Annotated in this window: 27 protein-coding genes and 1 tRNA gene; 19 read left to right on the plus strand and 9 right to left on the minus strand. The window is 59.8% G+C overall.

Annotation, left to right across the window (positions count from 1 at the left end; all coding sequences use genetic code 11):
* Window positions 1-190 precede the first annotated feature (190 nt).
* Complete coding sequence (locus ACJ8IP_RS16880; RefSeq protein ID WP_047573692.1) at window positions 191-775, plus strand: nucleotidyltransferase family protein; 585 nt, start codon at window positions 191-193, stop codon at window positions 773-775.
* Window positions 776-783: 8 nt separating this feature from the next.
* Window positions 784-1,836 (plus strand): XdhC family protein, encoded by a 1,053-nt coding sequence (locus ACJ8IP_RS16885; protein WP_047573689.1) that lies wholly within the window; start codon window positions 784-786, stop codon window positions 1,834-1,836.
* Here the strand turns inward: ACJ8IP_RS16885 and ACJ8IP_RS16890 are convergent.
* Together ACJ8IP_RS16890 and fumA are read right to left on the minus strand one after the other, a co-directional pair.
* Window positions 1,760-2,626, minus strand: coding sequence for a helix-turn-helix domain-containing protein (locus ACJ8IP_RS16890; protein ID WP_033644684.1), 867 nt, complete (start codon window positions 2,624-2,626; stop codon window positions 1,760-1,762). The genes ACJ8IP_RS16885 and ACJ8IP_RS16890 overlap by 77 nt on opposite strands.
* 151 nt (window positions 2,627-2,777) lie before the next feature.
* On the minus strand, window positions 2,778-4,424 hold the full coding sequence (gene fumA / locus ACJ8IP_RS16895) for a class I fumarate hydratase FumA (RefSeq protein ID WP_089192247.1): 1,647 nt from the start codon (window positions 4,422-4,424) through the stop codon (window positions 2,778-2,780).
* Window positions 4,425-4,773: 349 nt separating this feature from the next.
* On the opposite strand from fumA, the gene ACJ8IP_RS16900 reads away from it, so the two are divergent.
* The 6 genes from ACJ8IP_RS16900 (at window position 4,774) to ruvX (ending at window position 8,978) form a co-directional block, all read left to right on the plus strand.
* Window positions 4,774-5,286 carry a SprT family zinc-dependent metalloprotease gene (locus ACJ8IP_RS16900; RefSeq protein ID WP_164057073.1) on the plus strand — a complete coding sequence of 171 codons (513 nt, stop codon included), beginning with the start codon at window positions 4,774-4,776 and terminating at the stop codon, window positions 5,284-5,286.
* 101 nt (window positions 5,287-5,387) lie between these two features.
* Window positions 5,388-6,083 carry a deoxyribonuclease I gene (gene endA / locus ACJ8IP_RS16905; RefSeq protein ID WP_025304243.1) on the plus strand — a complete coding sequence of 232 codons (696 nt, stop codon included), beginning with the start codon at window positions 5,388-5,390 and terminating at the stop codon, window positions 6,081-6,083.
* Window positions 6,084-6,152: 69 nt separating this feature from the next.
* Window positions 6,153-6,884: a 16S rRNA (uracil(1498)-N(3))-methyltransferase gene (gene rsmE / locus ACJ8IP_RS16910; RefSeq protein WP_025304244.1), complete on the plus strand. Its 732-nt coding sequence runs from the start codon at window positions 6,153-6,155 to the stop codon at window positions 6,882-6,884.
* A 10-nt stretch (window positions 6,885-6,894) separates the two neighbouring features.
* On the plus strand, window positions 6,895-7,845 hold the full coding sequence (gshB, locus tag ACJ8IP_RS16915) for a glutathione synthase (protein WP_033651325.1): 951 nt from the start codon (window positions 6,895-6,897) through the stop codon (window positions 7,843-7,845).
* A gap of 147 nt (window positions 7,846-7,992) precedes the next feature.
* Window positions 7,993-8,556: a YqgE/AlgH family protein gene (locus ACJ8IP_RS16920; protein WP_004937452.1), complete on the plus strand. Its 564-nt coding sequence runs from the start codon at window positions 7,993-7,995 to the stop codon at window positions 8,554-8,556.
* Window positions 8,556-8,978 carry a Holliday junction resolvase RuvX gene (gene ruvX / locus ACJ8IP_RS16925; protein ID WP_015379046.1) on the plus strand — a complete coding sequence of 141 codons (423 nt, stop codon included), beginning with the start codon at window positions 8,556-8,558 and terminating at the stop codon, window positions 8,976-8,978. The genes ACJ8IP_RS16920 and ruvX overlap by 1 nt, the downstream gene beginning before the upstream one ends.
* Here ruvX and ACJ8IP_RS16930 read toward each other — a convergent pair.
* A complete protein-coding gene (locus ACJ8IP_RS16930; protein ID WP_042785368.1) occupies window positions 8,975-9,997 on the minus strand; it encodes a type IV pilus twitching motility protein PilT in 1,023 nt (340 codons plus the stop codon). The two genes, ruvX and ACJ8IP_RS16930, sit on opposite strands and share 4 nt — an antisense overlap.
* 20 nt (window positions 9,998-10,017) lie before the next feature.
* Between ACJ8IP_RS16930 and ACJ8IP_RS16935 the strand changes: the two genes are divergently transcribed.
* From ACJ8IP_RS16935 to hemW, 6 genes are read left to right on the plus strand one after another with little or no spacing between them, the layout of a single operon-like run.
* On the plus strand, window positions 10,018-10,725 hold the full coding sequence (locus ACJ8IP_RS16935; RefSeq protein ID WP_042785369.1) for a YggS family pyridoxal phosphate-dependent enzyme: 708 nt from the start codon (window positions 10,018-10,020) through the stop codon (window positions 10,723-10,725).
* Between the two features lie 19 nt (window positions 10,726-10,744).
* The gene (proC, locus tag ACJ8IP_RS16940; RefSeq protein ID WP_033651322.1) at window positions 10,745-11,566 is read left to right on the plus strand and encodes a pyrroline-5-carboxylate reductase; all 822 of its coding nucleotides are present in this window, start codon (window positions 10,745-10,747) and stop codon (window positions 11,564-11,566) included.
* A 31-nt stretch (window positions 11,567-11,597) separates the two neighbouring features.
* On the plus strand, window positions 11,598-12,152 hold the full coding sequence (locus ACJ8IP_RS16945; RefSeq protein ID WP_042785370.1) for a YggT family protein: 555 nt from the start codon (window positions 11,598-11,600) through the stop codon (window positions 12,150-12,152).
* Window positions 12,149-12,439, plus strand: coding sequence for a DUF167 family protein YggU (gene yggU, locus ACJ8IP_RS16950; RefSeq protein ID WP_164106419.1), 291 nt, complete (start codon window positions 12,149-12,151; stop codon window positions 12,437-12,439). Before ACJ8IP_RS16945 ends, yggU begins: the two co-directional genes overlap by 4 nt.
* A gap of 17 nt (window positions 12,440-12,456) precedes the next feature.
* Window positions 12,457-13,050, plus strand: coding sequence for an XTP/dITP diphosphatase (locus tag ACJ8IP_RS16955; protein ID WP_042785371.1), 594 nt, complete (start codon window positions 12,457-12,459; stop codon window positions 13,048-13,050).
* Window positions 13,043-14,185, plus strand: coding sequence for a radical SAM family heme chaperone HemW (gene hemW / locus ACJ8IP_RS16960; RefSeq protein ID WP_042785372.1), 1,143 nt, complete (start codon window positions 13,043-13,045; stop codon window positions 14,183-14,185). The genes ACJ8IP_RS16955 and hemW overlap by 8 nt, the downstream gene beginning before the upstream one ends.
* Window positions 14,186-14,222: 37 nt before the next feature.
* On the opposite strand, the gene ACJ8IP_RS16965 is transcribed toward hemW, so the two are convergent.
* From ACJ8IP_RS16965 to trmB, 5 genes are all read right to left on the minus strand, one after another.
* Window positions 14,223-14,657: a DUF29 domain-containing protein gene (locus tag ACJ8IP_RS16965; protein ID WP_016930094.1), complete on the minus strand. Its 435-nt coding sequence runs from the start codon at window positions 14,655-14,657 to the stop codon at window positions 14,223-14,225.
* A gap of 100 nt (window positions 14,658-14,757) precedes the next feature.
* Window positions 14,758-15,480 (minus strand): DUF2884 domain-containing protein, encoded by a 723-nt coding sequence (locus tag ACJ8IP_RS16970; RefSeq protein ID WP_033644667.1) that lies wholly within the window; start codon window positions 15,478-15,480, stop codon window positions 14,758-14,760.
* 30 nt (window positions 15,481-15,510) lie between these two features.
* A complete protein-coding gene (gene glsB / locus ACJ8IP_RS16975; protein ID WP_047575480.1) occupies window positions 15,511-16,434 on the minus strand; it encodes a glutaminase B in 924 nt (307 codons plus the stop codon).
* A 95-nt stretch (window positions 16,435-16,529) separates the two neighbouring features.
* Entirely contained in the window at window positions 16,530-16,856 is a 327-nt protein-coding gene (locus tag ACJ8IP_RS16980; protein WP_004937412.1) for a YggL family protein, read from the minus strand.
* On the minus strand, window positions 16,856-17,575 hold the full coding sequence (gene trmB / locus ACJ8IP_RS16985; protein ID WP_004937410.1) for a tRNA (guanosine(46)-N7)-methyltransferase TrmB: 720 nt from the start codon (window positions 17,573-17,575) through the stop codon (window positions 16,856-16,858). The genes ACJ8IP_RS16980 and trmB overlap by 1 nt, the downstream gene beginning before the upstream one ends.
* A 175-nt stretch (window positions 17,576-17,750) precedes the next feature.
* Here trmB and mutY point away from each other — a divergent pair, with 175 nt between their 5' ends.
* From mutY to mltC, 3 genes are all read left to right on the plus strand, one after another.
* Entirely contained in the window at window positions 17,751-18,851 is a 1,101-nt protein-coding gene (mutY, locus tag ACJ8IP_RS16990) for an A/G-specific adenine glycosylase (RefSeq protein WP_042785375.1), read from the plus strand.
* A complete protein-coding gene (locus ACJ8IP_RS16995; protein WP_004937404.1) occupies window positions 18,848-19,120 on the plus strand; it encodes an oxidative damage protection protein in 273 nt (90 codons plus the stop codon). The genes mutY and ACJ8IP_RS16995 overlap by 4 nt, the downstream gene beginning before the upstream one ends.
* A 63-nt stretch (window positions 19,121-19,183) precedes the next feature.
* Window positions 19,184-20,260: a membrane-bound lytic murein transglycosylase MltC gene (gene mltC / locus ACJ8IP_RS17000; RefSeq protein WP_047026455.1), complete on the plus strand. Its 1,077-nt coding sequence runs from the start codon at window positions 19,184-19,186 to the stop codon at window positions 20,258-20,260.
* A gap of 48 nt (window positions 20,261-20,308) precedes the next feature.
* On the opposite strand, the gene speF is transcribed toward mltC, so the two are convergent.
* Window positions 20,309-22,474 (minus strand): ornithine decarboxylase SpeF, encoded by a 2,166-nt coding sequence (gene speF / locus ACJ8IP_RS17005; RefSeq protein WP_047026478.1) that lies wholly within the window; start codon window positions 22,472-22,474, stop codon window positions 20,309-20,311.
* 705 nt (window positions 22,475-23,179) lie between these two features.
* On the opposite strand from speF, the gene ACJ8IP_RS17010 reads away from it, so the two are divergent.
* A tRNA-Phe gene (locus tag ACJ8IP_RS17010) sits at window positions 23,180-23,255 on the plus strand.
* Window positions 23,256-23,922: 667 nt separating this feature from the next.
* Window positions 23,923-24,495, plus strand: a complete 573-nt coding sequence (locus ACJ8IP_RS17015; protein WP_198793298.1) for a sorbitol dehydrogenase family protein — start codon at window positions 23,923-23,925, stop codon at window positions 24,493-24,495.
* Window positions 24,496-24,498: the final 3 nt, after the last annotated feature.

The following is a 24,498-nucleotide window of genomic DNA, read 5'->3' on the forward strand; positions in this document are numbered from 1 at the left end:
TTTCTTGTAATTGGTTTTTGTTCGCGGTGTTGTTGCGCAAACGCTGACGACCTTGCCGTAGACGTCATAAGCATATGCTTATAACTAAAATTATGTGATGATTAACAGGCTGTTTTCAACAAAAAAACATTTGCAAAACACATAAGGTTTGTACGCTAATAAATAATTTGCGCAAACGCGGGCTTGAACCATGATCACGGGCATCATTATTACCGCCGCCGGACGCGGGGAGCGCTTTATTCGGGCCGGCGGCCAGGGCAACAAACTGAACGCCGGGTTTGCCGATGCGGCGGGCGAGCGGCGTTCGCTGTTCGAACACACCCTGCGCCAGGCGCTGGCTTCCGAGCTGCCGGTGCAGGTGGTGACCCGTCCGGATAATCTGCCGGTGCTGGCAGCCTGCGCCGCCAATCAGGTGCCGGTTACCCTGCTCGCCAGCGCGGGCCTCGGCGACTCGATCGCCGCAGGCGTTGCGGCCACGCCGCACTGGCAAGGCTGGCTGATCCATCTGGCCGATATGCCGTTCGTCGGCGCCGACGTTTTCCGGCAGGTGGCGAGCGCCTTACGGCAACACGCGATCGTACGCCCCAGCTATGCGCAACAGCCCGGTCACCCGGTCGGCTTTTCCGCCCTATTGCGCAAACAACTTTGCCAACTGCGCGGCGATAATGGCGCCCGTGGGCTGTTGCAAGGCGCAGCGGTGCACCTGTTGCCGCTTGAGCACCCCGGCGTCGTGCAGGATATTGATCTTCCATCGCAACTTCCGGCCAGCGAGTAAATTCACCTATGCAACATCTTGATGTCACCGTGGTCAGCCAGGCGATAAGCTGGCTGCAACACCAGCCGGTCTGGTTATGCACCGTCCTCAGCACCTATGGTTCTTCGCCGCGCTCGCCGGGCGCGCTGATGGCGGCTACCCGCGACGGCCGCTACAGCGGTTCGTTGTCGGGCGGGTGCGTGGAGGAGGACTTTCTGCGCCGCGTGGCCGCCGGGGAGTATCAGGCGGCCAGCCAGGTGATCCGTTACGGCGAAGGCGGTATGACGCCCAACGTGGCGCTGCCGTGCGGCGGCGTGCTGGACGTGCTGATCGAGTATCTGCCGGCGGGAGAAGCCAGCGTCGCTTACCTGCGACGCATCGCCGGCGCGCTGGAAGGGCATCACGCGTTGATCAAACGCCTGACGCTGCCCCACGCCTGCCACAGCCTCGAGCAGAGTCATTTCACCAGCGCCACCCAGGTGGAACGCCGGCTCGAACAGATTACCCTGCATATCGCGGCCGCGCCGCGCCTGCTGATCGCCGGGCTGTCCAGCGTGGCGCTGTACTGCGCCGATTTCGCCGTGGCGCTGGGGTTTGAGGTGCTGGTTTGCGAGAATCGCCCGGAGGCGCTGGATAACTTCGCCGCCGAGTTAAAACCGGGCGTGACGCTGCTGCGCCAGTTTCCGGCCAAGTTCATTGAGGACGGCGGTTGCCACGCCAATACCGCCGTCGTGGCGCTGACCCACGATCCGCGTATGGACGATCTGACGTTGATGGAAGCGATCCACACTCCGGCGTTTTACATCGGCGCCATGGGATCGCTGAGAAACAGCGCGCGGCGGCGCCAGCGGTTGCAGCAGATTGCCGAATTCACGCCGCAGGAGTTGGAACGCATCCATGCGCCGATCGGCCTGCCGCTGGGCAGCAAAACGCCGGCGGAGATCGCCCTGGCGGTGATGGCGGCGATCGTGCAGCAGAAAAACCGACGGCCGGCCGCCGACGGGATCAGTGCAGCGGCACCACCGGCACCAGATGCTGCAGCTCCAGATGCAGCTCCTCTTTCCCGCTCAGCGAATAGCTGAACACCGTCATGTCCGGCCCGTCACCGCGGGCCAGCCCCATTTCGGGCAGCACCTGCGTGTAAATTTTAATGATGTGATCATTGAGCGCCACCGGCTTGCCGGAATAGCGAAAACGGCAAAACTCGCCGTGGATCTCCGGCAGCGGCTCCAGCGCCACGCCTTCACGCAGCGGATAGTCCGTCGTCACGCCCAGGGTATAGTCGACCCTGACCCGCTCGCCGTCCGGCACCAGTTGGGTAAACGAATAGGTTTGCGTCGGGCGCTCGCCCAACAAGGTGTAAAACTGTGCCCGCAGCGCGCTGCGCTGCGGCAGATGCGACTTATCCAACCTCTCTATGTCCAGGTGGTAAGCGTACTGCTTGCCGTGAAAAGCGTATTGCCCTCTGGCGATGCTGACGCGTTCGACCTCAATATCGCCGGGCTGGCTGGCCGCGAGTGAACGCACCAGATTGCTGAAGTCCTGTTTGCGGGCATGACGATAAACGCTGGGCGACTCGGCGAAGTGTTTCTTGAAACAGCGCGAGAACGTCTGCTGATTATCGAATTGATATTCAACCGAAATGTCCAGAATGCTCTTCTGCGTGAAGCGCAAGGCGAAGGCGGCGAGGTAGAGGCGACGAGCGCGGATGTAGGAGGCTAACGACAATCCGGTCTGCTTCTTGAACATGCGCTGCAGGTACCATTTCGTATAGCCTGACTTGGCGGAAACGATATCCAACGACAGCGGATTGGTCAGGTTGTCTTCAATCCAGACCAGCAATTCCCTGATGTGACTTTCCTGCGTACCCATGTGCTTGCCGAACCTTATGTTACCGATATTCCATTAGTCGAATTTTAGTGCTATCCGCGTAGGGTATACAGGTTAAAACTCGCAGTCCAGCAAGCTACAGGACTTTACACAGTCCCCCTTCACCGCCCGCGAGCGGCGAAGGGGGCAACGCTTATTTCAGGCAACTGGCGCATTGGCCGGCCTGGATCTTCTGGAAGAAGTCATTGCCTTTGTCATCCACCAGGATAAACGCCGGGAAATCTTCCACTTCGATTTTCCAGATCGCTTCCATGCCCAATTCAGGGTACTCCACGCACTCCAGGCTCTTGATGCTCTGCTGCGCCAGCACCGCCGCCGGGCCGCCGATGCTGCCGAGGTAGAAGCCGCCGTGCTTGTGGCAGGCATCCGTCACCTGCTGGCTGCGGTTGCCTTTCGCCAGCATGATCATGCTGCCGCCGTGAGATTGCAGCAGATCGACGTAGGAATCCATACGCCCGGCGGTAGTCGGCCCCAAGGAACCGGACGCATAGCCTTCCGGCGTTTTAGCCGGGCCGGCGTAGTAGATCGGGTGATCCTTGACGTACTGCGGCAGGCCCTCACCGCGATCCAGGCGCTCTTTCAGCTTGGCGTGCGCGATATCGCGGCCAACGATGATGGTGCCGCTCAGCGACAGGCGGGTGGAAACCGGATACTGCGACAGCTGTTTGAGGATCTCGGCCATCGGGCGGTTGAGATCGACCTTGATCGCCTCGCCTTCCCCGGCCTGGCGCAGCTCCTGAGGAATGAATTTACCCGGATTGTGCTCCAGTTTTTCCAGCCAGATGCCGTCGCGGTTGATCTTGCCTTTGATGTTGCGGTCCGCCGAACAGGAAACGCCCATGCCGACCGGGCAGGAGGCGCCATGACGCGGCAAACGCACGACGCGGATATCGTGCGCGAAGTATTTGCCGCCGAACTGCGCGCCCAGCCCCAGTTTTTGCGCTTCTTGCAGCAGTTCCGCTTCGAGTTCCAGATCGCGGAACGCCTGACCATGCTCGTTGCCTTCGGTCGGCAGGCCATCGTAATACTTGGTCGAGGCCAGTTTGACGGTTTTCAGCGTCGCTTCCGCCGAGGTGCCGCCGATGACGAACGCCACGTGGTACGGCGGGCAGGCCGCAGTGCCCAGCGTGCGCATCTTGTCGACCAGGTAGTTTTTCAGCTTGCCCGGCGACAGCAGCGCCTTGGTTTCCTGATACAGATAGGTTTTGTTGGCTGAACCGCCGCCCTTGGCGATGCACAGGAACTTGTACTCTTCGCCGTCAACGCTGTAGAGATCGATCTGCGCCGGCAGGTTGCTGCCGGTATTGACCTCTTTGTACATATCCAGCGCGGCGTTCTGCGAATAGCGCAGGTTCTCTTCGATGTAGGTGTTGTACACCCCACGCGACAACGCTTCTTCATCGCCGCCGCCGGTCCAGACGCGCTGGCCCTTTTTGCCGACGATGATCGCCGTGCCGGTGTCCTGGCAGGTCGGTAAAATACCCTTGGCGGCGATTTCTGAGTTACGCAGAAATTGCAGCGCAACGTACTTGTCGTTTTCGCTGGCGTCCGGATCTTTGAGGATATCGGCCACCTGCTGTTGGTGCGCCGGGCGCAGCATGAACGACGCGTCGTGGAACGCATGCTGGGCAAGCAGGGTTAACGCTTCTGGGGCAACTTTCAGTATTTCCTGGCCTTCAAACTCGCTCACGGAAACGTGGTCGCGGCTCAGCAGGTAATATTCGGTATCGTCTTTCTTCAGCGGGAACGGATCTTGATAGTGGAACGGTTTATTCGACATTGATCTCTCACTTGCAACATCAGCTGCGTTAAATTCACACTTGCGGCGCGCGAGGCGGCGCCTTGTCAAAAAACTGCCTTCACCTTACGTATTTTTAATCAGTCAGTTATTGCGCCAAATCGCAAAATAACCGCTCTTTGCGTAAGGGATTGCCACAGGCGGCGTTTCAACCTTGCTCGGTGAGAACTGCGGGTACAGGCTCATCATGCACGCTTTATTATCCCGCAGTTAACACATTGATTACAATCCATCGGTGGCGATCGCTTTATCAATGTGGCGAAAAAGCGCCGGATGCGATTTGCGCCGGTGCGTATTGTCAGCCGCCGCGCCATTGCTTAAGCTAGCCGCAATGAACAAACCGAGAATCCCCATCGCGCTGCAACAAGCGGTGATGCGCTGCCTGCGAGAAAAGCTGCAGTTGGCCCGCCAGCATTTTGCCGTCGAGTTCCCCGAACCCAGCATCGTCTATCAGCAACGCGGCACCAGCGCGGGCACCGCCTGGCTGCAAAGCTGGGAAATCCGCCTGAACCCGGTGCTGCTGCTGGAAAACCAACAGCCGTTTATCGATGAAGTGGTGCCGCACGAACTGGCGCACCTGCTGGTGTTTCGCCAATTCGGCCGGGTGGCGCCGCACGGCCGCGAATGGCGCTGGATGATGGAAAGCGTGCTGCTGACGCCCGCCAGCCGCACTCACCGTTTCGAAACCGCCTCGGTGCAAAGCAAGACCTTCCCCTACCGCTGCGCCTGTGGGCAGCACCCGCTCACCATTCGCCGCCATAACCGCGTGCTGCGCGGCGAAAGCGAATACCGCTGCCGCCGGTGCGGCGAAAAACTGAAATTTCTTGCTAGCGAGAACCTTTAGTTAAACGATTTATACGTTAAAACAAGCAAATATCGCCATTTGCCACTACCGGCAAGTTCCGTTACCCTGCCTGCTTTTCCAATTTTGAGCTGTTTTGGAATATGCTTCGCAGAATTTTGTTTATGGCGGTTTTCGCCGCAGGCGCCGTACAGGCACACGGCATCAATAACTTCTCTCAGGCCAAAGCGGCGGCGGCCAAGATTAACCAGGATGCGCCGGGCAGCTTTTACTGCGGCTGCCGCATCGACTGGCAAGGCAAGAAGGGCATCCCGGATCTCGCCGGCTGCGGCTATCAGGTGCGTAAAAACGCCCAGCGCGCGCAGCGCATCGAGTGGGAACACGTGGTGCCGGCCTGGCAGTTCGGCCACCAACTGCAGTGCTGGCAAGACGGCGGACGCAAAAACTGCAATAAGGACGCCACCTATCGCCAGATAGAAACCGATCTGCACAACCTGCAGCCGGCGATCGGCGAAGTGAACGGCGACCGCAACAACTTCATGTACAGCCAATGGAACGGCGGCGCAGGCCAATACGGGCAGTGCCCAATGAAGGTGGACTTCAAGAATAAACAGGCGGAGCCGCCCGCCCGCGCCCGCGGCGCCATTGCCCGCACCTACTTCTACATGCGCGATCGCTACCAGCTGCGGCTGTCACGCCAGCAAACCCAACTGTTCGAGGTGTGGAACCGGCAATATCCGGTGAGCCAATGGGAATGTCAGCGTGAAGCACGTATCGCCAAGGTGCAGGGCAACCACAACCCCTATATTCAACAGGCTTGTCAGCAGCGGAAAAGCTAACCTACTATAGCCTTTATCTTTCATGGCGCCGCCAACCCGCGGCGCCGTTTCGTCAGGATCAGACTACCCATGCGCATACCCCGCATTTACCATCCGCAGCCGTTGACCGACCGGGCGGAGATCGCCCTCAGCGAGGACGCCGCCAACCACGTCGGGCGCGTGCTGCGCATGAGCGCCGGCCAGGCGCTGCAGCTGTTCGACGGCAGCAACCAGGTGTTCGACGCCGAGATAGTCCGGGTGGACAAAAAGAGCGTGCTGGTGCGCCTCGGCGACGGCCGCGTGGAGGACATCGAATCGCCGCTCAACCTGCATCTGGGCCAGGTGATCTCGCGCGGCGAGAAGATGGAGTTCACCATCCAGAAATCCATCGAGCTGGGCGTCAACGTCATCACCCCGCTGTTTTCCGAGCGCTGCGGCGTCAAGTTGGACGGCGAGCGTCTGGCGAAGAAAATCCAACAATGGCAGAAGATCGCCATCGCCGCCTGCGAACAGTGCGGCCGCAACCGCATTCCCGAAATCCGCGAGGCGATGTCGCTGGAGGCCTGGTGCGCCGAGCAGGACGGCAGCCTGAAACTCAACCTGCACCCGCGCGCCAGCCACAGCATCAACACGCTGCCGCAGCCGGTAGACCGCGTTCGCCTGCTGATCGGCCCGGAAGGCGGTTTGTCCGCCGACGAAATCGCCATGACCACCGACCACGGATTTACTGATATTCTGCTGGGACCACGCGTTCTGCGTACCGAAACCACAGCGCTCACCGCCATTACCGCTCTGCAGGTCCGCTTCGGCGACCTGGGTTAAAGGAGAAAAGATGATTAAGCTCGGCATCGTGATGGATCCTATCGATTCCATCAACATCAAGAAAGACACCAGCTTCGCCATGCTGCTCGAAGCGCAGCGCCGCGGTTACGAATTGCACTACATGGAGATGAACGATCTCTATCTGCACGCCGGTGACGGGCGCGCCCGCACCCGCCTGCTGAGCGTGAAGGAAGACAAGGAGAGCTGGTTCAGCTTCGGCGCCGAGCAGGATCTGGCGCTGCACGATCTGGACGTGATCCTGATGCGCAAGGATCCGCCGTTCGATACCGAATACATCTACGCGACCTACATTCTGGAACGCGCCGAAGTCAAAGGCACGCTGGTGGTCAACAAGCCGCAAAGCCTGCGCGACTGCAACGAGAAGCTGTTCACCGCCTGGTTCTCGGAACTGACGCCGGATACGCTGGTCAGCCGCAGCGCCGCGCACATCCGCAAATTCCACCAGCAGCACGGCGACATCATCCTGAAACCGCTGGACGGCATGGGCGGCGCGTCTATCTTCCGCGTGAAGCAGGACGATCCTAACCTGTCGGTGATCATCGAAACCCTGACCGAACACGGCAGCCGTTTCTGCATGGCGCAGAACTTCCTGCCGGCGATCAAGGACGGCGACAAGCGCATCCTGGTGGTGGACGGCGAGCCGGTGCCTTACTGCCTGGCGCGCATTCCGGCGCAGGGTGAGACCCGCGGCAACCTGGCGGCCGGCGGCCGCGGCGAAGCGCGCCCGCTGAGCGAAAGCGACTGGAAAATCGCCCGCGCCGTCGCCCCGACGCTGAAAGAGAAAGGGCTGATCTTCGTCGGCCTGGACGTGATCGGCGATCGCCTGACCGAAATCAACGTCACCAGCCCAACCTGCGCGCGCGAGATCGAGGCGGCATTCCCGATTTCGATTACCGGCATGCTGATGGATGCCATTGAAAAGCGCCTGGCGGCGAAGTAATGCGTCATGCGGGCGGCATGCCGCCCGCTATCCTGTATCGCGCCCGCCAAAGCCCGCCTTTCCGGCAGCGGCTTGAAAGGCGGCGGGTATAGCCGCATACTGGCGGCTGTTTATTTTCTCACCCATTGATTACCTTATACTAACGCCATGAATTTACAGCACCATTTTCTGATCGCCATGCCAACGCTGCAGGATCCTCGCTTCAAGCGCTCGGTGATTTACATTTGCGAGCACAATGAAGAAGGCGCCATGGGTTTGGTGATCAATAAACCGGTGGAGCAGTTCACGGTAGCCACGGTGCTGAGCAAGCTGAAGATCATGCCGCCTGCGCGCGATCCGGCCATCAGCCTGGACAAGCCGGTGTTCGCCGGCGGCCCCCTGGCGGACGATCGCGGATTTATCCTGCATACGCCGCGCCACGGCTTTGGCGCCAGCATTCAAATTTCCCCCAACACCATGATCACCACCTCGAAAGACGTGCTGGAAACGCTCGGCACGCCGGAGCAACCGGACGACGTGCTGGTGGCGCTGGGTTATGCGGGTTGGGAGAAGGGCCAGTTGGAGCAGGAAGTATTGGAAAACGCCTGGCTGACTATCGAAGCCAACACCGACATTTTGTTCCGCACGCCGATCGCCAGCCGCTGGCGCGAGGCGGGGAACCTTTTGGGTATCGACATTCGCAGCATCGCCAACCACGCAGGACACGCCTGATGAGTAACCGCACCATTATCGCCTTCGACTTTGGCACCAAAAGCATCGGCGCGGCCGTCGGCCAGGAGTTGACCGGCAGCGCCCGCGCCCTGCCGGCTTTCAAAGCGCAGGACGGTTCGCCGGACTGGCTGAAAATCGAAAAACTGCTGAAGGAGTGGCAGCCGGATTTGGTGGTGGTCGGCCTGCCGCTGAACATGGACGGCACCGAACAGCCCGTTACCGCCCAGGCGCGCAAGTTCGCCAACCGCCTGCACGGCCGCTTCGGCATCCAGATCGATCTGCATGACGAGCGTCTGAGCACCGTGGAGGCGCGCGCCAACCTGTTCGATCGCGGCGGCTTCCGCGCGCTTGATAAAGGCAGCGTGGATTCCGCCTCCGCGGTGGTTATCCTCGAAAGCTGGTTCGAACGGCAGCTGGGCTAAACGCCCGTTCCCTCCCCCGCGCAGTCCCCCAACACACCGGCGTCGATCCGCTGCTGCAAACCTTGCTCAAAGGTTTGCATGCCGGACTGCGCGCCGGTTTGCAACACGCTCGCCAACTGATGCGTTTTCCCTTCACGGATCAGGTTGCTGACCGCCGCCGTCGCCGTCAGCACTTCAAAGATCGCCACTCGTCCGCCGCCGGGGCGCCTCATCAGCTTTTGCGCGATCACCGCTTGCAGGCTGCCCGCCAGCTGGGCGCGCACATAGGGTTTCTCTTCCGCCGGAAACACGTCCACCAGCCGTTCCACCGCCTGCGGCGCGCTGCGGGTATGCAGCGTCGCCAGCACCAGGTGGCCGGTCTCCGCCGCAGTGAGCGCCAGCCGGATGGTGGCGGTATCGCGCAGCTCGCCCAGCAGGATCACATCCGGATCTTCGCGCAGCGCGGCGCGCAACGCCGCATCGAAGCTGTGGCTGTCGCGGCCGATCTCCCGCTGCTGGATCAGCGATCGCCGGCTGCGGTGCAGGAACTCGATCGGATCTTCCAGCGTCAAAATATGCCGCTGCTGGTGCCGGTTGATCTCGTCGATCATCGCCGCCAGCGTGGTGGACTTGCCGCTGCCGGTGGCGCCGGTGACCAGGATCAATCCGTCGGCGCGCCGCAGCAGCGCCGGGACGATGGCCGGCGCCGCCAGCTCGGCAAGCGAAGGCGATTGCCCGGCGATACGCCGCAACGCGAGAGAAATCCCCGCGCTTTGTTGAAAAACGTTGGCGCGCAACCGCTCCCCGCCCGGCCTGTGCAACGCCAGATCGACCTGCCCCAGCCGCCGCAGGCTCTCGCGCTGCTGCGCATTCAGCAATCCATCGCAGAGGGCCTGCGCGCCTTGCGCCGTCAGCGTTGGCGCCGCCGCCAGCGGCTGCAGTTCACCGTCGATGCGCAACATCGGCGGATGACCGGCACAAAGGTGCAGATCGGAAGCATTATGCTTTACACTAAGGGCCACGAATTCATCGATATCCATATCACTCTCCCGGGTCAATAATGAGCACTATCCAACAGAACCTGCAGGATGTCAGAAACCGCATCGCGGCCGCCGCGCAAAACTGCGCACGGGCGCCGGAAGACGTTGCTCTGCTTGCAGTCAGCAAAACCAAACCTGTGGCGGCGATCGAAGAAGCCATCGCCGCCGGCCAGCGCGCCTTCGGCGAGAACTACGTGCAGGAAGGGGTAGACAAGATCCGGCATTTCGCCGAGTCGCCGCAGGGCGGTGAGTTGGTGTGGCACTTTATCGGCCCGCTGCAATCCAATAAGAGTCGGCTGGTGGCGGAACATTTCGCCTGGTGTCATACCGTGGATCGGCTGCGCATCGCCCAGCGCCTGAGCGATCAGCGCCCGGCCGACATGCCGCCGCTCAACGTGCTGATTCAAATCAACATCAGCGATGAGCAGAGCAAATCCGGCATCGCGTTGAACGAACTGCCGGCGTTGGCCGACGCGATCGCGGCGCTGCCGAATCTGGCGCTGCGCGGCCTGATGGCCATCCCGGCGCCGGAAACGGATTATCAGCGGCAGTTGGCGGTATTCAGCCGGATGAACGACGCATTTCTCGCCCTGCGTCAGCGTTATCCGCAGGCCGATACGCTGTCGATGGGCATGACGGACGATATGGCGGCGGCGATCGCCGCAGGCAGCACCCTGGTGCGCATCGGCACCGCAATTTTTGGCGCCCGCGACTACTCGCAGGCCTGACAAACAGACGAGGGATTTGATGCAACATCGCAAGATTACCTTTATCGGCGCCGGCAACATGGCGCGTGCAATCATCGCCGGCCTGGTCGCGGGCGGCTATCCGGCCAAATCCATCAGCGTCTGCGCCCCTTCGCCGAAAAACCGTGACGCGCTGGCGGCGGACTACGGCATCGTCAGCAGCGGCGACAACGTCGCCTGCGCGCGTGAAGCCGACGTCGTGGTACTGGCGGTCAAACCGCAAATGATGGCCGACGTGTGTCAGCCGCTGCGCGAACAGGTCGATTTCGGCGGCAAACTGGTGCTGTCGATCGCCGCCGGCATTCAGGTCAGCCGTTTCTATCAGTTGCTCGGCGACCAACTGGACATCGTGCGCATCATGCCCAACACCCCGTCGCTGGTCGGCAAGGGCATGAGCGGGCTGTACGCGCCGGCGCAGGTCAGCCAACAGGATCGCGACTACACCGGCGATTTAATGGCCTCGGTCGGTAAAGTTTGCTGGGTAGATGACGAAAATGGCATCAACGGCGTGATCGCCGCTGCGGGCAGCGCCCCGGCTTATTTCTTCCTGTTTATGGAAGCGATGCAAAAAGAAGCCGAACGCATGGGCTTCGACAGCCAGACCGCGCGCGATCTGGTGCAGCAGGCCGCTACCGGCGCCGCCGCGCTGGTTGAAGCCAACCCGGATACGCCGCTGGGCACGCTGCGCGAGCAGGTGACCTCCAAAGGCGGCACCACCGCCGAAGCGCTGCGGGTGTTCAACGAACGCCAACTGCCGGAAACCGTGGCGCAAGCGATGCAGGCCGCCGTTTCCCGTGCGCAAGAAATGGAAAAATTATTTTAAATAACCCCGAGTTAAGGAGAAGGACCACTTCATGCTAACGCTGACTTTCCTGGTCAAGACCGTTATTGATCTGTACGTGATGGTGCTGTTGCTGCGCATTTGGATGCAATGGACGCGCACCGATTTTTACAATCCGTTCTCGCAGTTTGTGGTGAAGATCACCCAACCGGTGGTCGGCCCGCTGCGCCGCATCATCCCATCGCTTGGGCCTATCGACAGCGCTTCGCTGCTGCTGGCGTTCCTGCTGATGACCATCAAGTACCCGCTGCTGCTGCTGATACAAAGTCACGCGCTGTCGCTCAGTCCGTATAACCTGCTGTTCGGCCTGATCTCGCTGGTCAAGTCCGCCGGCTACCTGATCTTCTGGGTGATGATCATTCGTGCGCTGATGAGCTGGGTAAGCCAGGGCCGCAGCCCGATCGACTACGTGATGTACCAACTGACCGAACCGTTGATGGCGCCGATCCGTCGCATCATCCCGGCGATGGGCGGCATCGATTTTTCCGCCATGGTAGTGATCCTGATCCTCTATCTGATCAACTACCTGGGCATGGATGTGTTCGGCGAGATCTGGTTCCTGCTGTGAGTGCAGTCACTCCCGTGCTGGACGGGCTGGCGCTCAGGCTATATATTCAGCCGAAAGCCAGCCGCGACCAAATTATCGGCTTGCATGGCGACGAACTGAAAGTCGCCATCACCGCCCCGCCGGTCGACGGTCAAGCCAACGCCCATTTGATCAAGTTTATCGCCAAGCAGTTCAAAGTGGCGAAAAGCAACGTCACCATCGAGAAAGGCGAACTGGGGCGGCATAAACAGTTACGCATCGTGAATCCGCAACAGATCCCCGCCGTGGTCGCGGCGCTCATCGAATAATTTTCAAGGTAGTCATTATGCAAAAAGTCGTTCTTGCCACCGGTAACCCGGGCAAAGTGCGCGAACTCGCCGACCTGTTGGCCGATTTCGGCCTGGACGTGGTCGCGCAAACCGATCTGGGCGTGGAGTCCGCCGAAGAAACCGGCCTGACGTTTATCGAAAACGCCATTCTGAAAGCGCGCCATGCGGCACAGGTCACCGGCCTGCCGGCGATCGCCGACGACTCCGGTCTGGCGGTAGATGCGCTGGGCGGCGCGCCGGGCATCTACTCCGCGCGCTACGCCGGTGAAGACGCCGACGATCGGCAGAACCTCGACAAGCTGCTGGCGGCGATGAAAGACGTGGCGCCGGGCCGGCGCGGCGCGCAATTTCACTGCGTGCTGGTCTATCTGCGCCATGCGCAAGATCCGACGCCGCTGGTGTTTCACGGCAGCTGGGCCGGTGAAATCACCGAACAGGCCGCCGGTGAAGGCGGTTTCGGTTACGATCCTATCTTTTACGTGCCGGAGCTGGGCCGCACCGCCGCCGAGCTGAGCCGCGACGAGAAGCGGGCGATTTCGCACCGCGGCAAGGCGCTGAAGCTGATGTTGGAAGCCATGCGCAATGCTTAAGCTGCCCCCGCTGAGTCTCTACATCCACATCCCGTGGTGCGTGCAGAAATGCCCGTACTGCGACTTCAACTCCCATGCGCTGAAGGGGGACGTGCCGCATCAGGAGTATGTCGATCATCTGTTGGCGGATCTGGATGCCGACCTGCCGCTGGCCGGCGGCCGGGAAATCAGCACTATCTTTATCGGCGGCGGCACCCCCAGCCTGCTGAGCGCCGAGGCGATGCAAGCCTTGCTGGACGGCGTGCGGGCGCGCATTCGCGTCGCCGACGACGCCGAAATCACCATGGAAGCCAATCCCGGCACCGTGGAGGCCGATCGCTTCAGCGGCTACCAGCGCGCCGGCGTCAACCGCATCTCCATCGGGGTGCAAAGCTTCAGCGCCGAGAAGCTGAACCGTCTGGGGCGCATCCACGGCCCGGAAGAAGCCAAACGCGCGGCGACGCTGGCGACCGGCCTCGGCCTGCGCAGCTTCAACCTCGATCTGATGCACGGCCTGCCGGACCAGTCGCTGGAAGAGGCGCTGGACGATTTGCGCCAGGCTATCGCCCTCAATCCGCCGCACCTGTCGTGGTATCAGCTGACCATCGAGCCGAACACCCTGTTCAGCTCGCGCCCGCCGGTTCTGCCGGACGACGATGCGCTGTGGGACATCTTCGAGCGCGGCCACCGGCTGCTGAGCGCCGCCGGCTATCAGCAGTATGAAACCTCGGCCTACGCCAAGCCGGGCTACCAATGCCAGCACAATCTCAACTACTGGCGCTTCGGCGACTATCTGGGGATCGGCTGCGGCGCGCACGGCAAGGTGACCTTCAGCGACGGACGCATCCTGCGCACCGCCAAGACCAAGCACCCGCGCGGCTTTATGCGCGGCGACTACATGGACAAGCAGCATGAGGTGGCGGCGGCGGATCGGCCGTTCGAATTCTTCATGAACCGCTTCCGCTTGCTGGAAGCCGCGCCGCGCGCCGACTTCGCCAACTACACCGGGCTGACGGAAAGCGTCATTCGCCCGCAGCTGGACGAAGCGCTGGCCAAAGGCTATCTGGAAGAAACCGCGGAGCACTGGCAGATCACCGAGAAGGGCAAACTGTTCCTCAACTCGCTGCTGGAACTGTTCCTGGCGGACGACGAGTAAAAAAAAGCGCTGAATGATCAGCGCTTTTTTATTGGTGTTAATCCGGGTAAAACGTCTGAGACAGAATCTGCTGAGTTTCCCAGATGCCGTTTTCCGGATACACATCCAGCCCGGTTTCGGCCGTGGCGAGCGCAACGGCCTTCGACCAGACGACATCCAGCCAATCGGCATCGCTCAGTTTACCTTTTAGGCTGGGCGACTCTTTCAAGCTGTAAAGCACCTCTTTGCGCTGCGCTTTAATCGTTCTTTCCCAGCTGGTTCCGCGCCTGGCCGGCTGATATTTCCATTTAAGCAAATGTGCAATCAGCACCGTCATCCGGCTAGCAAGTTCCCTTTGCTCGCTCTTCCCCACGTCCTCAATCTCCTCGGCGATCTTTTCAATATCGATCTCAGACAATTTTCCGGAGCGCAAAAGAGCGGCCTGTTCATTTGCCCAGGCAACAACATCGGTTTCGTAACGTGTATGGCTCATAGCGTCCTCCGTAAACATCCATAAATCTGTACGTAGTTTGATCAGTCTGTCAGATAAGCTTCAGAAGGTCAAAAAACGGTCTACCAAGAAGATTCTTAAATCACTTCAACGCGTTAAGCAGATCCTTGCGCTGGGTTTCCAGTGCGGTGACGCGGTTGCACACGTCATGACCGAAGTTCTGGAAGTCCTGTTCCTGGTTGTTCCATTCGTTCTGGATCGCCTTCTGCAAGCCGCCCAAATTGCCCATGATCGCCTGCAGCGGGTTGCCGCCGCTGTTGGCGGCCTGTTTGACGCCCATCTCGTTCAGGCTGTCCTGCAGCACGCCGCCCATGCTCTGCTGCACGATGTTGCGGCCGTCCTGCTCCACCTGGTCGATCGCCTTGTGGTGGAAGGTCAGGCCGTCGCTGCGGTGCTCGATGATGCGGTTCATCTGCTGTTTCAGTTGGCCATTCAGGGTGGTCAGCCGGTTGCGCACGTTACTGTTGCTGCCCAGCTCTTTAACGATCACTTTATCCAGCGCTGCGCGGGCTTTCTCCAGGTGTTTCTGCGCGCCGTCGTCGATCCACGGCAGCTGTTTGCGCAAGGCGCTCTGGTAACTGAAGGCTTTCTGCCGCTGGCTGTCGTTCAAGCTCAGCGCCTGGCCGTTGCGGATCACGTCGCCATCCGGCGATATTTGCAGATCGCCGCTGGCGCCTTTCACCTGCACGCTCTGCGGGCTGATGATCACATCGTCCTGGGGTTTAACGCTGCACTGGTACTCGGCGTGGGCCTGCGCGGCAGTCGCCGCCAGCAGCAGTAAGGCTAACCCGGTTTTCTTCAACATAGCTTCTCCTGACTCCCATCCAGACTGGGATTAAAAAATCGAACGGCCGATACGTTGAGACAACAGTTCCAGCGCCGCAGTTCCCGCCAGCGAGTTGCCGGAAGCATCCAGTTCCGGCGACCAAACGACGATCGACAGTTCGCCCGGCACGATGGCCACGATGCCGCCGCCCACGCCGGACTTGCCCGGCATCCCCACCCGATAGGCGAATTCGCCGGCGCCGTCGTACATGCCGCTGGTCATCATCAGGGCGTTGATCTGCCGCGCCTGCAGCGGGCTGATCACCGCCTCGCCGCTGAGATCGCGGCCGTGATTGGCCAGATAGACGAAGCTGCGCGCCAGTTCCACGCAGCTCATGCGCAGCGCGCAGTAGTGGAAATAGGTTTGCAGCACGGTGATGACGTCGTTTTCGAAGTTGCCGAACGATTTCATCAGATAGGCGATGGCCGCATTGCGATCGGAGTGTTCGAACTCGGAGCGCGCCACCCGCAGATCATAGGCCAGGTCGTCTTCACCGGCCAACTGACGCACCACCTCCAGCATACGCTGTTTGGGGGCGCTGAGCCGGGTTTGCAGCATGTCGCACACCACCAGCGCGCCGGGGTTGATAAACGGATTGCGCGGTTTGCCCTGCTCCATCTCCAGCTGCAGCAGCGAATTGAACGGCAGGCCGGAAGGCTCTTTGCCGACGCGCCGCCAGATCTCATGCTCCTGATAGCGCGTCAGCGCCAGCGTCAGACTCAGCACTTTGGAGATCGACTGGATGGAGAAGCGCTCCGCGGCGTCGCCGGCCTGGAACAGTTCGCCATCCACCGTACACACGGCGATCGCCAGCCGATCGGCGGGCACTTCCGCCAACGCCGGGATGTAGTCGGCCACTTTTCCCTGGCCAATCAGCGGGCGCACCTGTTGCAGGATCTCTTCCAGCAACGCGTTATCCAATGTTGTTACCACCTCGGTCACACTCCGGGCAAAACAAAGGCGCCGTTAAGGCACCTTAGATCAATAAAACGGCGCGGCGCGAAGCCGCGCTCATCGGGCAAGCGCGATCAATCCCACCAGATATCGAACAGATCGCTGACCTTAACGTCGGTCAGTTTGCGCGCTTCCAGCCAGTTTTTCACCAGTTCGCGATGCTCGTCGGTGCAGTGGCCGATCTTCTGCAGGCAGATCAGACCTTCCCACTGCAGGTAGCCGCTGCCGTCAAACGCCAGACCGTTCGGCTCGATCACTTCATCGATGAAGGTATCCAGCGTGCTGTCGATATCTTCCACCGACGTGCCTTCGGCGAAGCGCCAGGCTACGGAGAAACCCAACTCCTGAAATTCTTCAATGTGCAACTTTTTACGTAAACGACGACTGCGGTTCTTAGCCATTATTCTTTCCTCTCAAACATCAAGTCCCAAACGCCATGTCCCAGGCGCTGGCCGCGTAATTCAAATTTCGTCAGTGGGCGCGAATCCGGACGCGGCACATAATCATTATCGCTGGAAAGATTACGGTAGCCTGCGACCCCGTTCATAACCTCTAACATATGTTCCGCATAAGGTTGCCAATCGGTGGCCATGTGGAAGACGCCGCCGGTCTTCAGCTTGCGCAGCACCAGTTCGACAAACGGCGTTTGCACGATGCGGCGCTTGTTGTGGCGCGCCTTGTGCCAAGGATCGGGGAAGAACAGCTGCACCATGTCCAGCGAGCCGTCCGGGATCATGTTTTCCAGCACTTCAACCGCATCGTGGCACATTACGCGCAGGTTGCTCAGCTTCGCCTCGTGGGCGTCGGCCAGGCAGGCGCCCACGCCCGGCGAGTGTACTTCGATCCCTAAAAAGTTCTGCTGCGGGTTGTTGCCCGCCATGGTCACCAGCGAGGCGCCCATGCCAAAACCGATCTCCAGCACCGTCGGCGCTTCGCGGCCGAACAGCGCGGCGAGATCGACAGCGTCAGCCTGATACTCCACGCCCATCACCGGCCAATAGTTCTCCAGCGCATGCTGCTGGCCTTTGGTCAGCCGCCCCTGGCGGCGGACAAAACTGCGGATACGGCGCATCGCGCGGCCGTTCTCATCAAATTCCGGGGAGATGACGTCATTAATCATAGTGCTTTCTGTCTGTTTGGCTGCCAATTAGGGAAACGCGCATTATGCAAAGATACATTGGTTTAGCAAGTGTTCATCTTCTGTACCCGCCGTGCGGCGTCGGAAAGTTCCGGTTTACAGCATCATGACTCTATGCTGCAATCTCGCTTCATTTTCTGCCGGATAACGACTCTTCATGATGCAAGCACAACAATTCGCACAGGTGGTGCTTGACTGGTACCAGCGCTACGGCCGCAAAACCCTGCCATGGCAGTTGGAGAAAACCGCCTATCAAGTATGGCTCTCCGAAGTGATGTTGCAACAGACTCAGGTTGCCACCGTCATTCCTTATTTTCAGCGCTTTATGGCCCGTTTTCCCAACGTGCGCGCGCTGGCGGAGGCCCCGCTGGACGAAGTGCTGCATCTGTGGACCGGCCTCGGCTATTACGCCCGCGCCCGTAACTTGCACAAAGCGGCGCAGACCATTGTCGCACAGCACGGCGGCGAGTTCCCGACAACCTTCGCAGAAATCGCCGATTTACCGGGCATCGGCCGTTCCACCGCCGGCGCGGTGCTGTCGTTGGCGCTGGGCCAACACTATCCGATCCTCGACGGCAACGTGAAGCGCGTGCTGGCTCGCTGCTACGCGGTGGAAGGCTGGCCGGGCAAAAAAGAGGTCGAAAACCGGCTGTGGAAAATCAGCGAAGAAGTCACCCCGGCCCAGGGCGTCGGCCAGTTCAACCAGGCGATGATGGATCTGGGCGCCATGGTCTGCACCCGCTCCAAGCCCAAGTGTGAGCTCTGCCCGCTCAACGTCGGCTGCCTGTCTTACGCCAACCACAGCTGGGCCAACTACCCCGGCAAGAAGCCCAAGCAGACCCTGCCGGAAAAAACCGCCTACTTCTTATTGCTGCAGCACGGCGACCGCGTGTGGCTGGAGCAGCGCCCGGCGGTGGGCCTGTGGGGCGGCCTGTTCTGCTTCCCGCAGTTCAGCGCGCGCGTGGATTTGGAACTCTGGCTGCAGCAGCGCGGTCTGAAAGGCAAGCGCCTGGAACAGCTGACCGCGTTTCGCCACACGTTCAGCCATTTCCATCTCGATATCGTGCCGATGTGGCTGTCGCTCGACGCGGCGGGCAGCGGCATGGATGAGGGCGCGGGTCTCTGGTATAACTTAGCGCAGCCGCCGTCGGTCGGGCTGGCAGCGCCGGTGGACCGCCTGTTGCAACAGCTGGCGAAGCAGCCCCCGATCCAACAAAACTTATATGGCGATAGCGCCATCGATGAGGAATTAGCATGAGCCGCACCATTTTTTGTACTTTCCTTCAACGCGACGCCGAAGGCCAGGACTTCCAGCTTTATCCCGGCGACGTCGGCAAGCGCATCTACAACGAGATCTCCAAGGAAGCCTGGGGCGAGTGGATGAAGAAGCAGACCATGCTGATCAACGAGAAGAAGCTGAACATGATGAACGTGGATGATCGCAAACTGCTGGAAGAGGAAATGATCAAATTCCTGTTCGAAGGGCACGACGTGCACATCGAAGGCTATACGCCGCCGAGCGAATAACGCTGTTGGGGCCAGGCGCTGGCCCGCTTCAATCCTCTTATACTTCTTCCAAACGGCTTTAAGATGAAGAAAATTTTAGCTTTGCTCGTAATAGCGCCTTTGCTGATCTCCTGTTCCGGCAAAAAAAGTGAAGAAATCAACGAAGCCTGGATCAAAGACACCAACGGCTTCGACATTCTGATGGGCCAATTCGCCCACAACATCGAGAACATCTGGGGTCTGAACGAAGTTCTGATCGCCGGGCCGAAAGACTACGTCAAGTACACCGACCAATACCAAACCCGCAGCCACATCAACTTCGACACCGGCGCCATCACCGTCGAGACCATCGCCACCACCGATCCGGCCACGCACCTGCGCCAGGCGATCATCAGCACGCTGCTGATGGGTGACGATCCGGGTTCGATCGACCTCTATTCCGACGCCAACGATATCCAGATCAGCAAAGAGCCGTTCCTGTACGGCCAGGTGCTGGATAACAAAGGGGCGCCGATCCGCTGGGAATGGCGCGCGGCGCACTTCGCCGATTACCTGCTGCAGACCAAGCTGCAAAAACGCACCTCCGGCCTGCACGTCATCTACTCGGTCACCATCCAACTGGTGCCGAACCACCTGGACAAACGTGCGCATAAATATCTGCCGATGGTGCGCAAGGCGTCGGAAAAATATGGCGTGGACGAGTCGCTGATCCTGGCTATCATGCAGACCGAATCGAGCTTCAACCCGTATGCGGTGAGCGGTTCGGACGCGCTGGGCCTGATGCAGGTGGTGCAGCACACCGCCGGTAAGGATGTGTTCCAGATGCGCGGCAAATGGGGCACCCCGAGCCGCAGCTACCTGTTCGATCCGGAGAACAACATCGATACCGGCACCGCCTACCTGGCGATCCTGCAGAACAACTACCTGGGCGGCATTCAGAACCCGACCTCGCGCCGCTATGCGGTGATCACCGCTTACAACGGCGGCGCCGGCAGCGTGCTGCGGGTGTTCTCCAGCGACAGAACGCGCGCGGTGGGCATCATCAACGGCATGCAGCCGGGCGACGTGTACCAAACGCTGACCACCAAGCACCCGGCCGCCGAGTCGCGCCGCTATCTGGTGAAAGTGAATACCGCGCAGAAGAGCTACCGCAGAAAGTAGCGCTTCCCGCGTGGATAGAAGAAGGGCCGGTGCGAACCGGCCCTTTTTTCATGGCTTGATCATATAGCCGAAGATGCGCTTCCAGCCGTGATCTTTTTTCTCGATGTAGACCCCCTGCAGCTCCGGCGAGAAGCCCGGCAGGCGGTTGATGCCCTCCTCGAGCGCCAGGAAGTAGCGCTGCACCGCGCCGCCCCACACTTCGCCCGGCACCACGCACAGCACGCCCGGCGGATACGGCAGGGCCCCTTCCGCCGCGATGCGCCCTTCCGCCTGGCCGATCGGCACCAGCTCGACGTTGTCGCGGATAAACTCCACGTTGGCGTCCTGCGGGTTCATCACCACCTGCGGGAAATGATCCTGACGGAACATCTCCTTTTGCAGCTGCTTAACGTCAAAGCTGACGTACAGATCGTGCATCTCCTGGCACAGCCGGCGAATGCTGTAGCCGCGATAACGCTGCTCGTTCTTGCGGTACACCGTCGGCAGCACCACGCTCAGCGGCGCATCCTCTTCGACATAGCGTTCGAACTGCGCCAGCATCTCCACCAGCTGTTCCATCTTGGCCGGGTTCTCCGCCGGGGTCAGCAGGAACAGGATCGAGTTGAGATCGCACTTCTCCGGCACGATGCCGTTCTCGCGCAGGAAGTTGGCCAGAATGGTGGCCGGCACGCCGAACTCGGTGTATTGGCCGGTCGCGGCGTCAATCCCCGGCGTGGTCAGCAGCAGCTTGCACGGATCCACCAGATACTGATCCTGGGCATAGCCTTCGAAGCCGTGCCACGTCTCCCCCGGCACGAAGGTGAAGAAGCGCGCGTCGTTGGCGATCAGATCGGTATCGTAATCCTGCCAGTCCTTGCCCGCCACCTGCAGCGGAATAAACGGCTTCAGCTGCGAGCAGCGCGTGAGCAGCTGTTTGCGCGTCTCGATGCCCAGCTTGACGCAGTCCATCCACATGCGGCGCCCGGCGGGGCCGGCGTGCATCTTGGCGTTGACGTCCAGCGCGGCGAACAGCGGATAGAACGGGCTGGTCGACGCATGCAGCATGAATGCGTTGTTCAGGTGCTTGTGGTTGCAGTGGCGCTTTTGCCCTTTGATGTGGTCGTCTTTCTTGTGGATCTGCGAGGTCTGCGAGAACCCCGCCTGCTGTTTATGCACCGACTGGGTGACGAAGATACCCGGATCGTGCTCGTCCAGCTCCAGCAGCAGCGGCGAGCACTCTTTCAGCATCGGAATAAAGCCTTCATAGCCCACCCAGGCGGAGTCGAACAGGATGTAGTCGCACAGGTGGCCGATGGTGTCGATCACCTGGCGAGCGTTGTAAATCGTGCCGTCGTAGGTGCCAAGCTGAATGATCGCCAGCCGGAACGGCCGCGCCGCCGCGGCCTTCTCCGGCGCCACCTCGCGGATCTGCTCGCGCAGGTAGCGCTCATCGAAGCAGCGCGCATCGATGCCGCCGATAAAGCCGAACGGGTTGCGGGCGGTTTCCAGATACACCGGCGTGGCGCCGGCCTGGATCAGCGCCCCGTGGTGATTGGATTTGTGGTTGTTGCGATCGAACAGCACCAGATCGCCACGGGTCAGCAGCGCGTTGGTCACCACCTTGTTGGCCGCCGAGGTGCCGTTGAGCACGAAGTAGGTTTTATCAGCGTTGAACACCCGCGCCGCATGCTTTTGCGCATCCTTGGCCGAGCCTTCGTGGATCAGCAGATCGCCCAGCTTGACGTCTGCGTTGCACATATCGGAACGGAAAAGAGTTTCACCGTAGAAATCGAAAAACTGCCGGCCGGCCGGGTGCTTGCGGAAGAACTCGCCGCCCTGATGGCCTGGACACGCAAAGGTCGAATTCTCCATCTCGACGTAGGTCTTCAGCGTTTTGAAGAACGGCGGCAGCAGCGCCTGCTCGTAGGCGTCGGCGGCTGCCTCCAACTGCGCCATGTAGAATGGCTTGCTGGCGCCGGCCAGCAGCGCGAAGACCCCGCTGACAAACGGCAGATAATCCGGGGAAAGATGCTCGTCCCCTTCCACCGCCACGAAGGTCGGAATATCGAACCCCGTCGCCTGCAAGCGCGCCAGAATGCCGGCGTCCACGTCGGCGACCGACACCACCACCGCCGCCACGTCGGTGTAGTCCGTCTGCTCTACGCGCACGATCTGGCGCAGCGTCTCAATGGTGGCGACCAGGCTGGCGCTGGTTGCGATTTTCAATTCTTTCATCATGCTGACTCTCAAACGGTGAAGGATGAGGGTGTGCCACCGGCACGGTAATGAGATAACGCGGTTATCCCGGTAAAAGCGATACCCGGGCACGGCAGCATAAGCGGCGTGCGTGACCGCCTCATGATCGGGGACCATCAGGCAGCTATCGGGGGAACTGGTCTTGGCAGCGTCCGACAGGCATCAGTAAAATCAGGGCCGCAGCGCTGGCTTTACGCATGCCTAACAGCGAGCATCACGCGGCCTTACCGCATGATCGGCAGGCGTATTCGGACAGATGGCGTTCGGAGCAAGCAGAGACGGAACGGTGGCGGCGTCAGAGGTCTGGTGCGCGACAGCGCTTGAGCGACAAAACCAGTCATGCCAATAACCCTCTGACTTATAAGAAGCGGGAACACCGTCAGGGAACGGAGAGTGCTAAAATTTGCGCAATGATTGCATGATTCGTTACGAGGTTCAAGCGAGAATCACCTGGATTGAGCTTGCATTAATGCAAAGGTAACGTTTTGTTATTTAAAAATAAATATGAAACACGGCCTTGATAAGGTGGTATAAATACACGTTTTTTATGCATATTTATTGGGTGGCGATATCGCCACAGGCTCTAGCGCTTCGGATTCGCTGCCTGAAAATAGAGCAACCGATCGGCTTTGTGACAGAAAGCGATTGACGCCATCCGGCCAATACGGTTTAATGCGCCCCGTTGCCCGGATAGCTCAGTCGGTAGAGCAGGGGATTGAAAATCCCCGTGTCCTTGGTTCGATTCCGAGTCCGGGCACCATATTTAGAGAACCCAGCCTATGGCTGGGTTTTTGCTTTTCAGGGACAGGACTCTCCATCGAACTGCGTTCGATTATTCGGCCAAGGGCCTCACCCTGCGGGCCAGCTCTAAAGCGCTGTTCAACGCGGCGCCAGCGCTGAGACCTTGAATACCGAGCAGAAGTGCTCCTGTTCCTATCTCTTTAAGCTAAATCTCGGCCTTTATATTCGCAGTCTTAATTGATGCCTGCCCCCCTGCCCTGTGTTTACGGCACTGTATTATTTCCATTTGCGCCATAACCCGACCTTACTTATTTTCGCCGTCATTTGAATTAATACGCAAACACGGGTTACGCAACAATGCCATTAATGTTTTCATTCTGCGCCTGATAAAAACCCACAGCCAAAAACCGATAAAAACATTAAATAACAATCAATTAAACAGAACTCCGCCACGTAATTCCCTGCCGTTATTAAAAATAAACCAAAAATGCGGTCGGCACTCACCTTGTGATTTTTTGATAAATACCGTCCGTTGCCGCTGCTAATTTACCGACAGGCGTTCTTAAAACATCACATCGGTGAAGATCGTCATATCACCGTAATAGAACGCTTAATTTAGCCTGCTCACCCACTGATATTTTGGCCTTTTTTGGCTCTGGCATTAAACACCCGTTGAGAAAAAACATATGGAATATGGTTTATCAGACAATGGCGAACAGCCGGATCAACACAGCAAGGGCGTCAGCCGCAGAAATGTCTTGCTCGGCCTGGCGTCAACGCTTGTCGCCACCGCATTGGCCGGCGCCCCATTCCTCACGCTGGCGGAACAGCATACCGCCGCGCAAAACCCCCTGCTTTTTGCCCGTTTCTTCGCGCTCTCCCGGCAATTGACAGAACGTCAGGATATTGACCCAGGCATTTCGGCTCGTATTTTCACTGCGTTGAGCCTCGCAAACCCGCAATTCTCATCACAGGTTGAGCGATTAAGCGCACGCGTGAAGGCCGGACAAAGCGCCGGGCAACTTCAGCAAATCGCCGGCCAACTGGGGCTCTCGGTATTGGTCTCGGCCATCGTCACCGCCTGGTATACCGGTACCGTGGGCCAGGGGGCAAACGCCAGTCTCATCGCTTATAAAGATGCCCTGATGTATCGCCCGGTTAAAGATGCCTTGATTGTGCCCACCTATTGCGGCAACGGCCCGCTTTGGTGGACCGCCGCCCCGCCTGAGGTTAACGCCTTACTGCCCTCTGAGAGCTGAATC

It is taken from the genome of Serratia sp. CY52157, from assembly GCF_052168495.1.
GTDB lineage: Bacteria > Pseudomonadota > Gammaproteobacteria > Enterobacterales > Enterobacteriaceae > Serratia > Serratia ureilytica.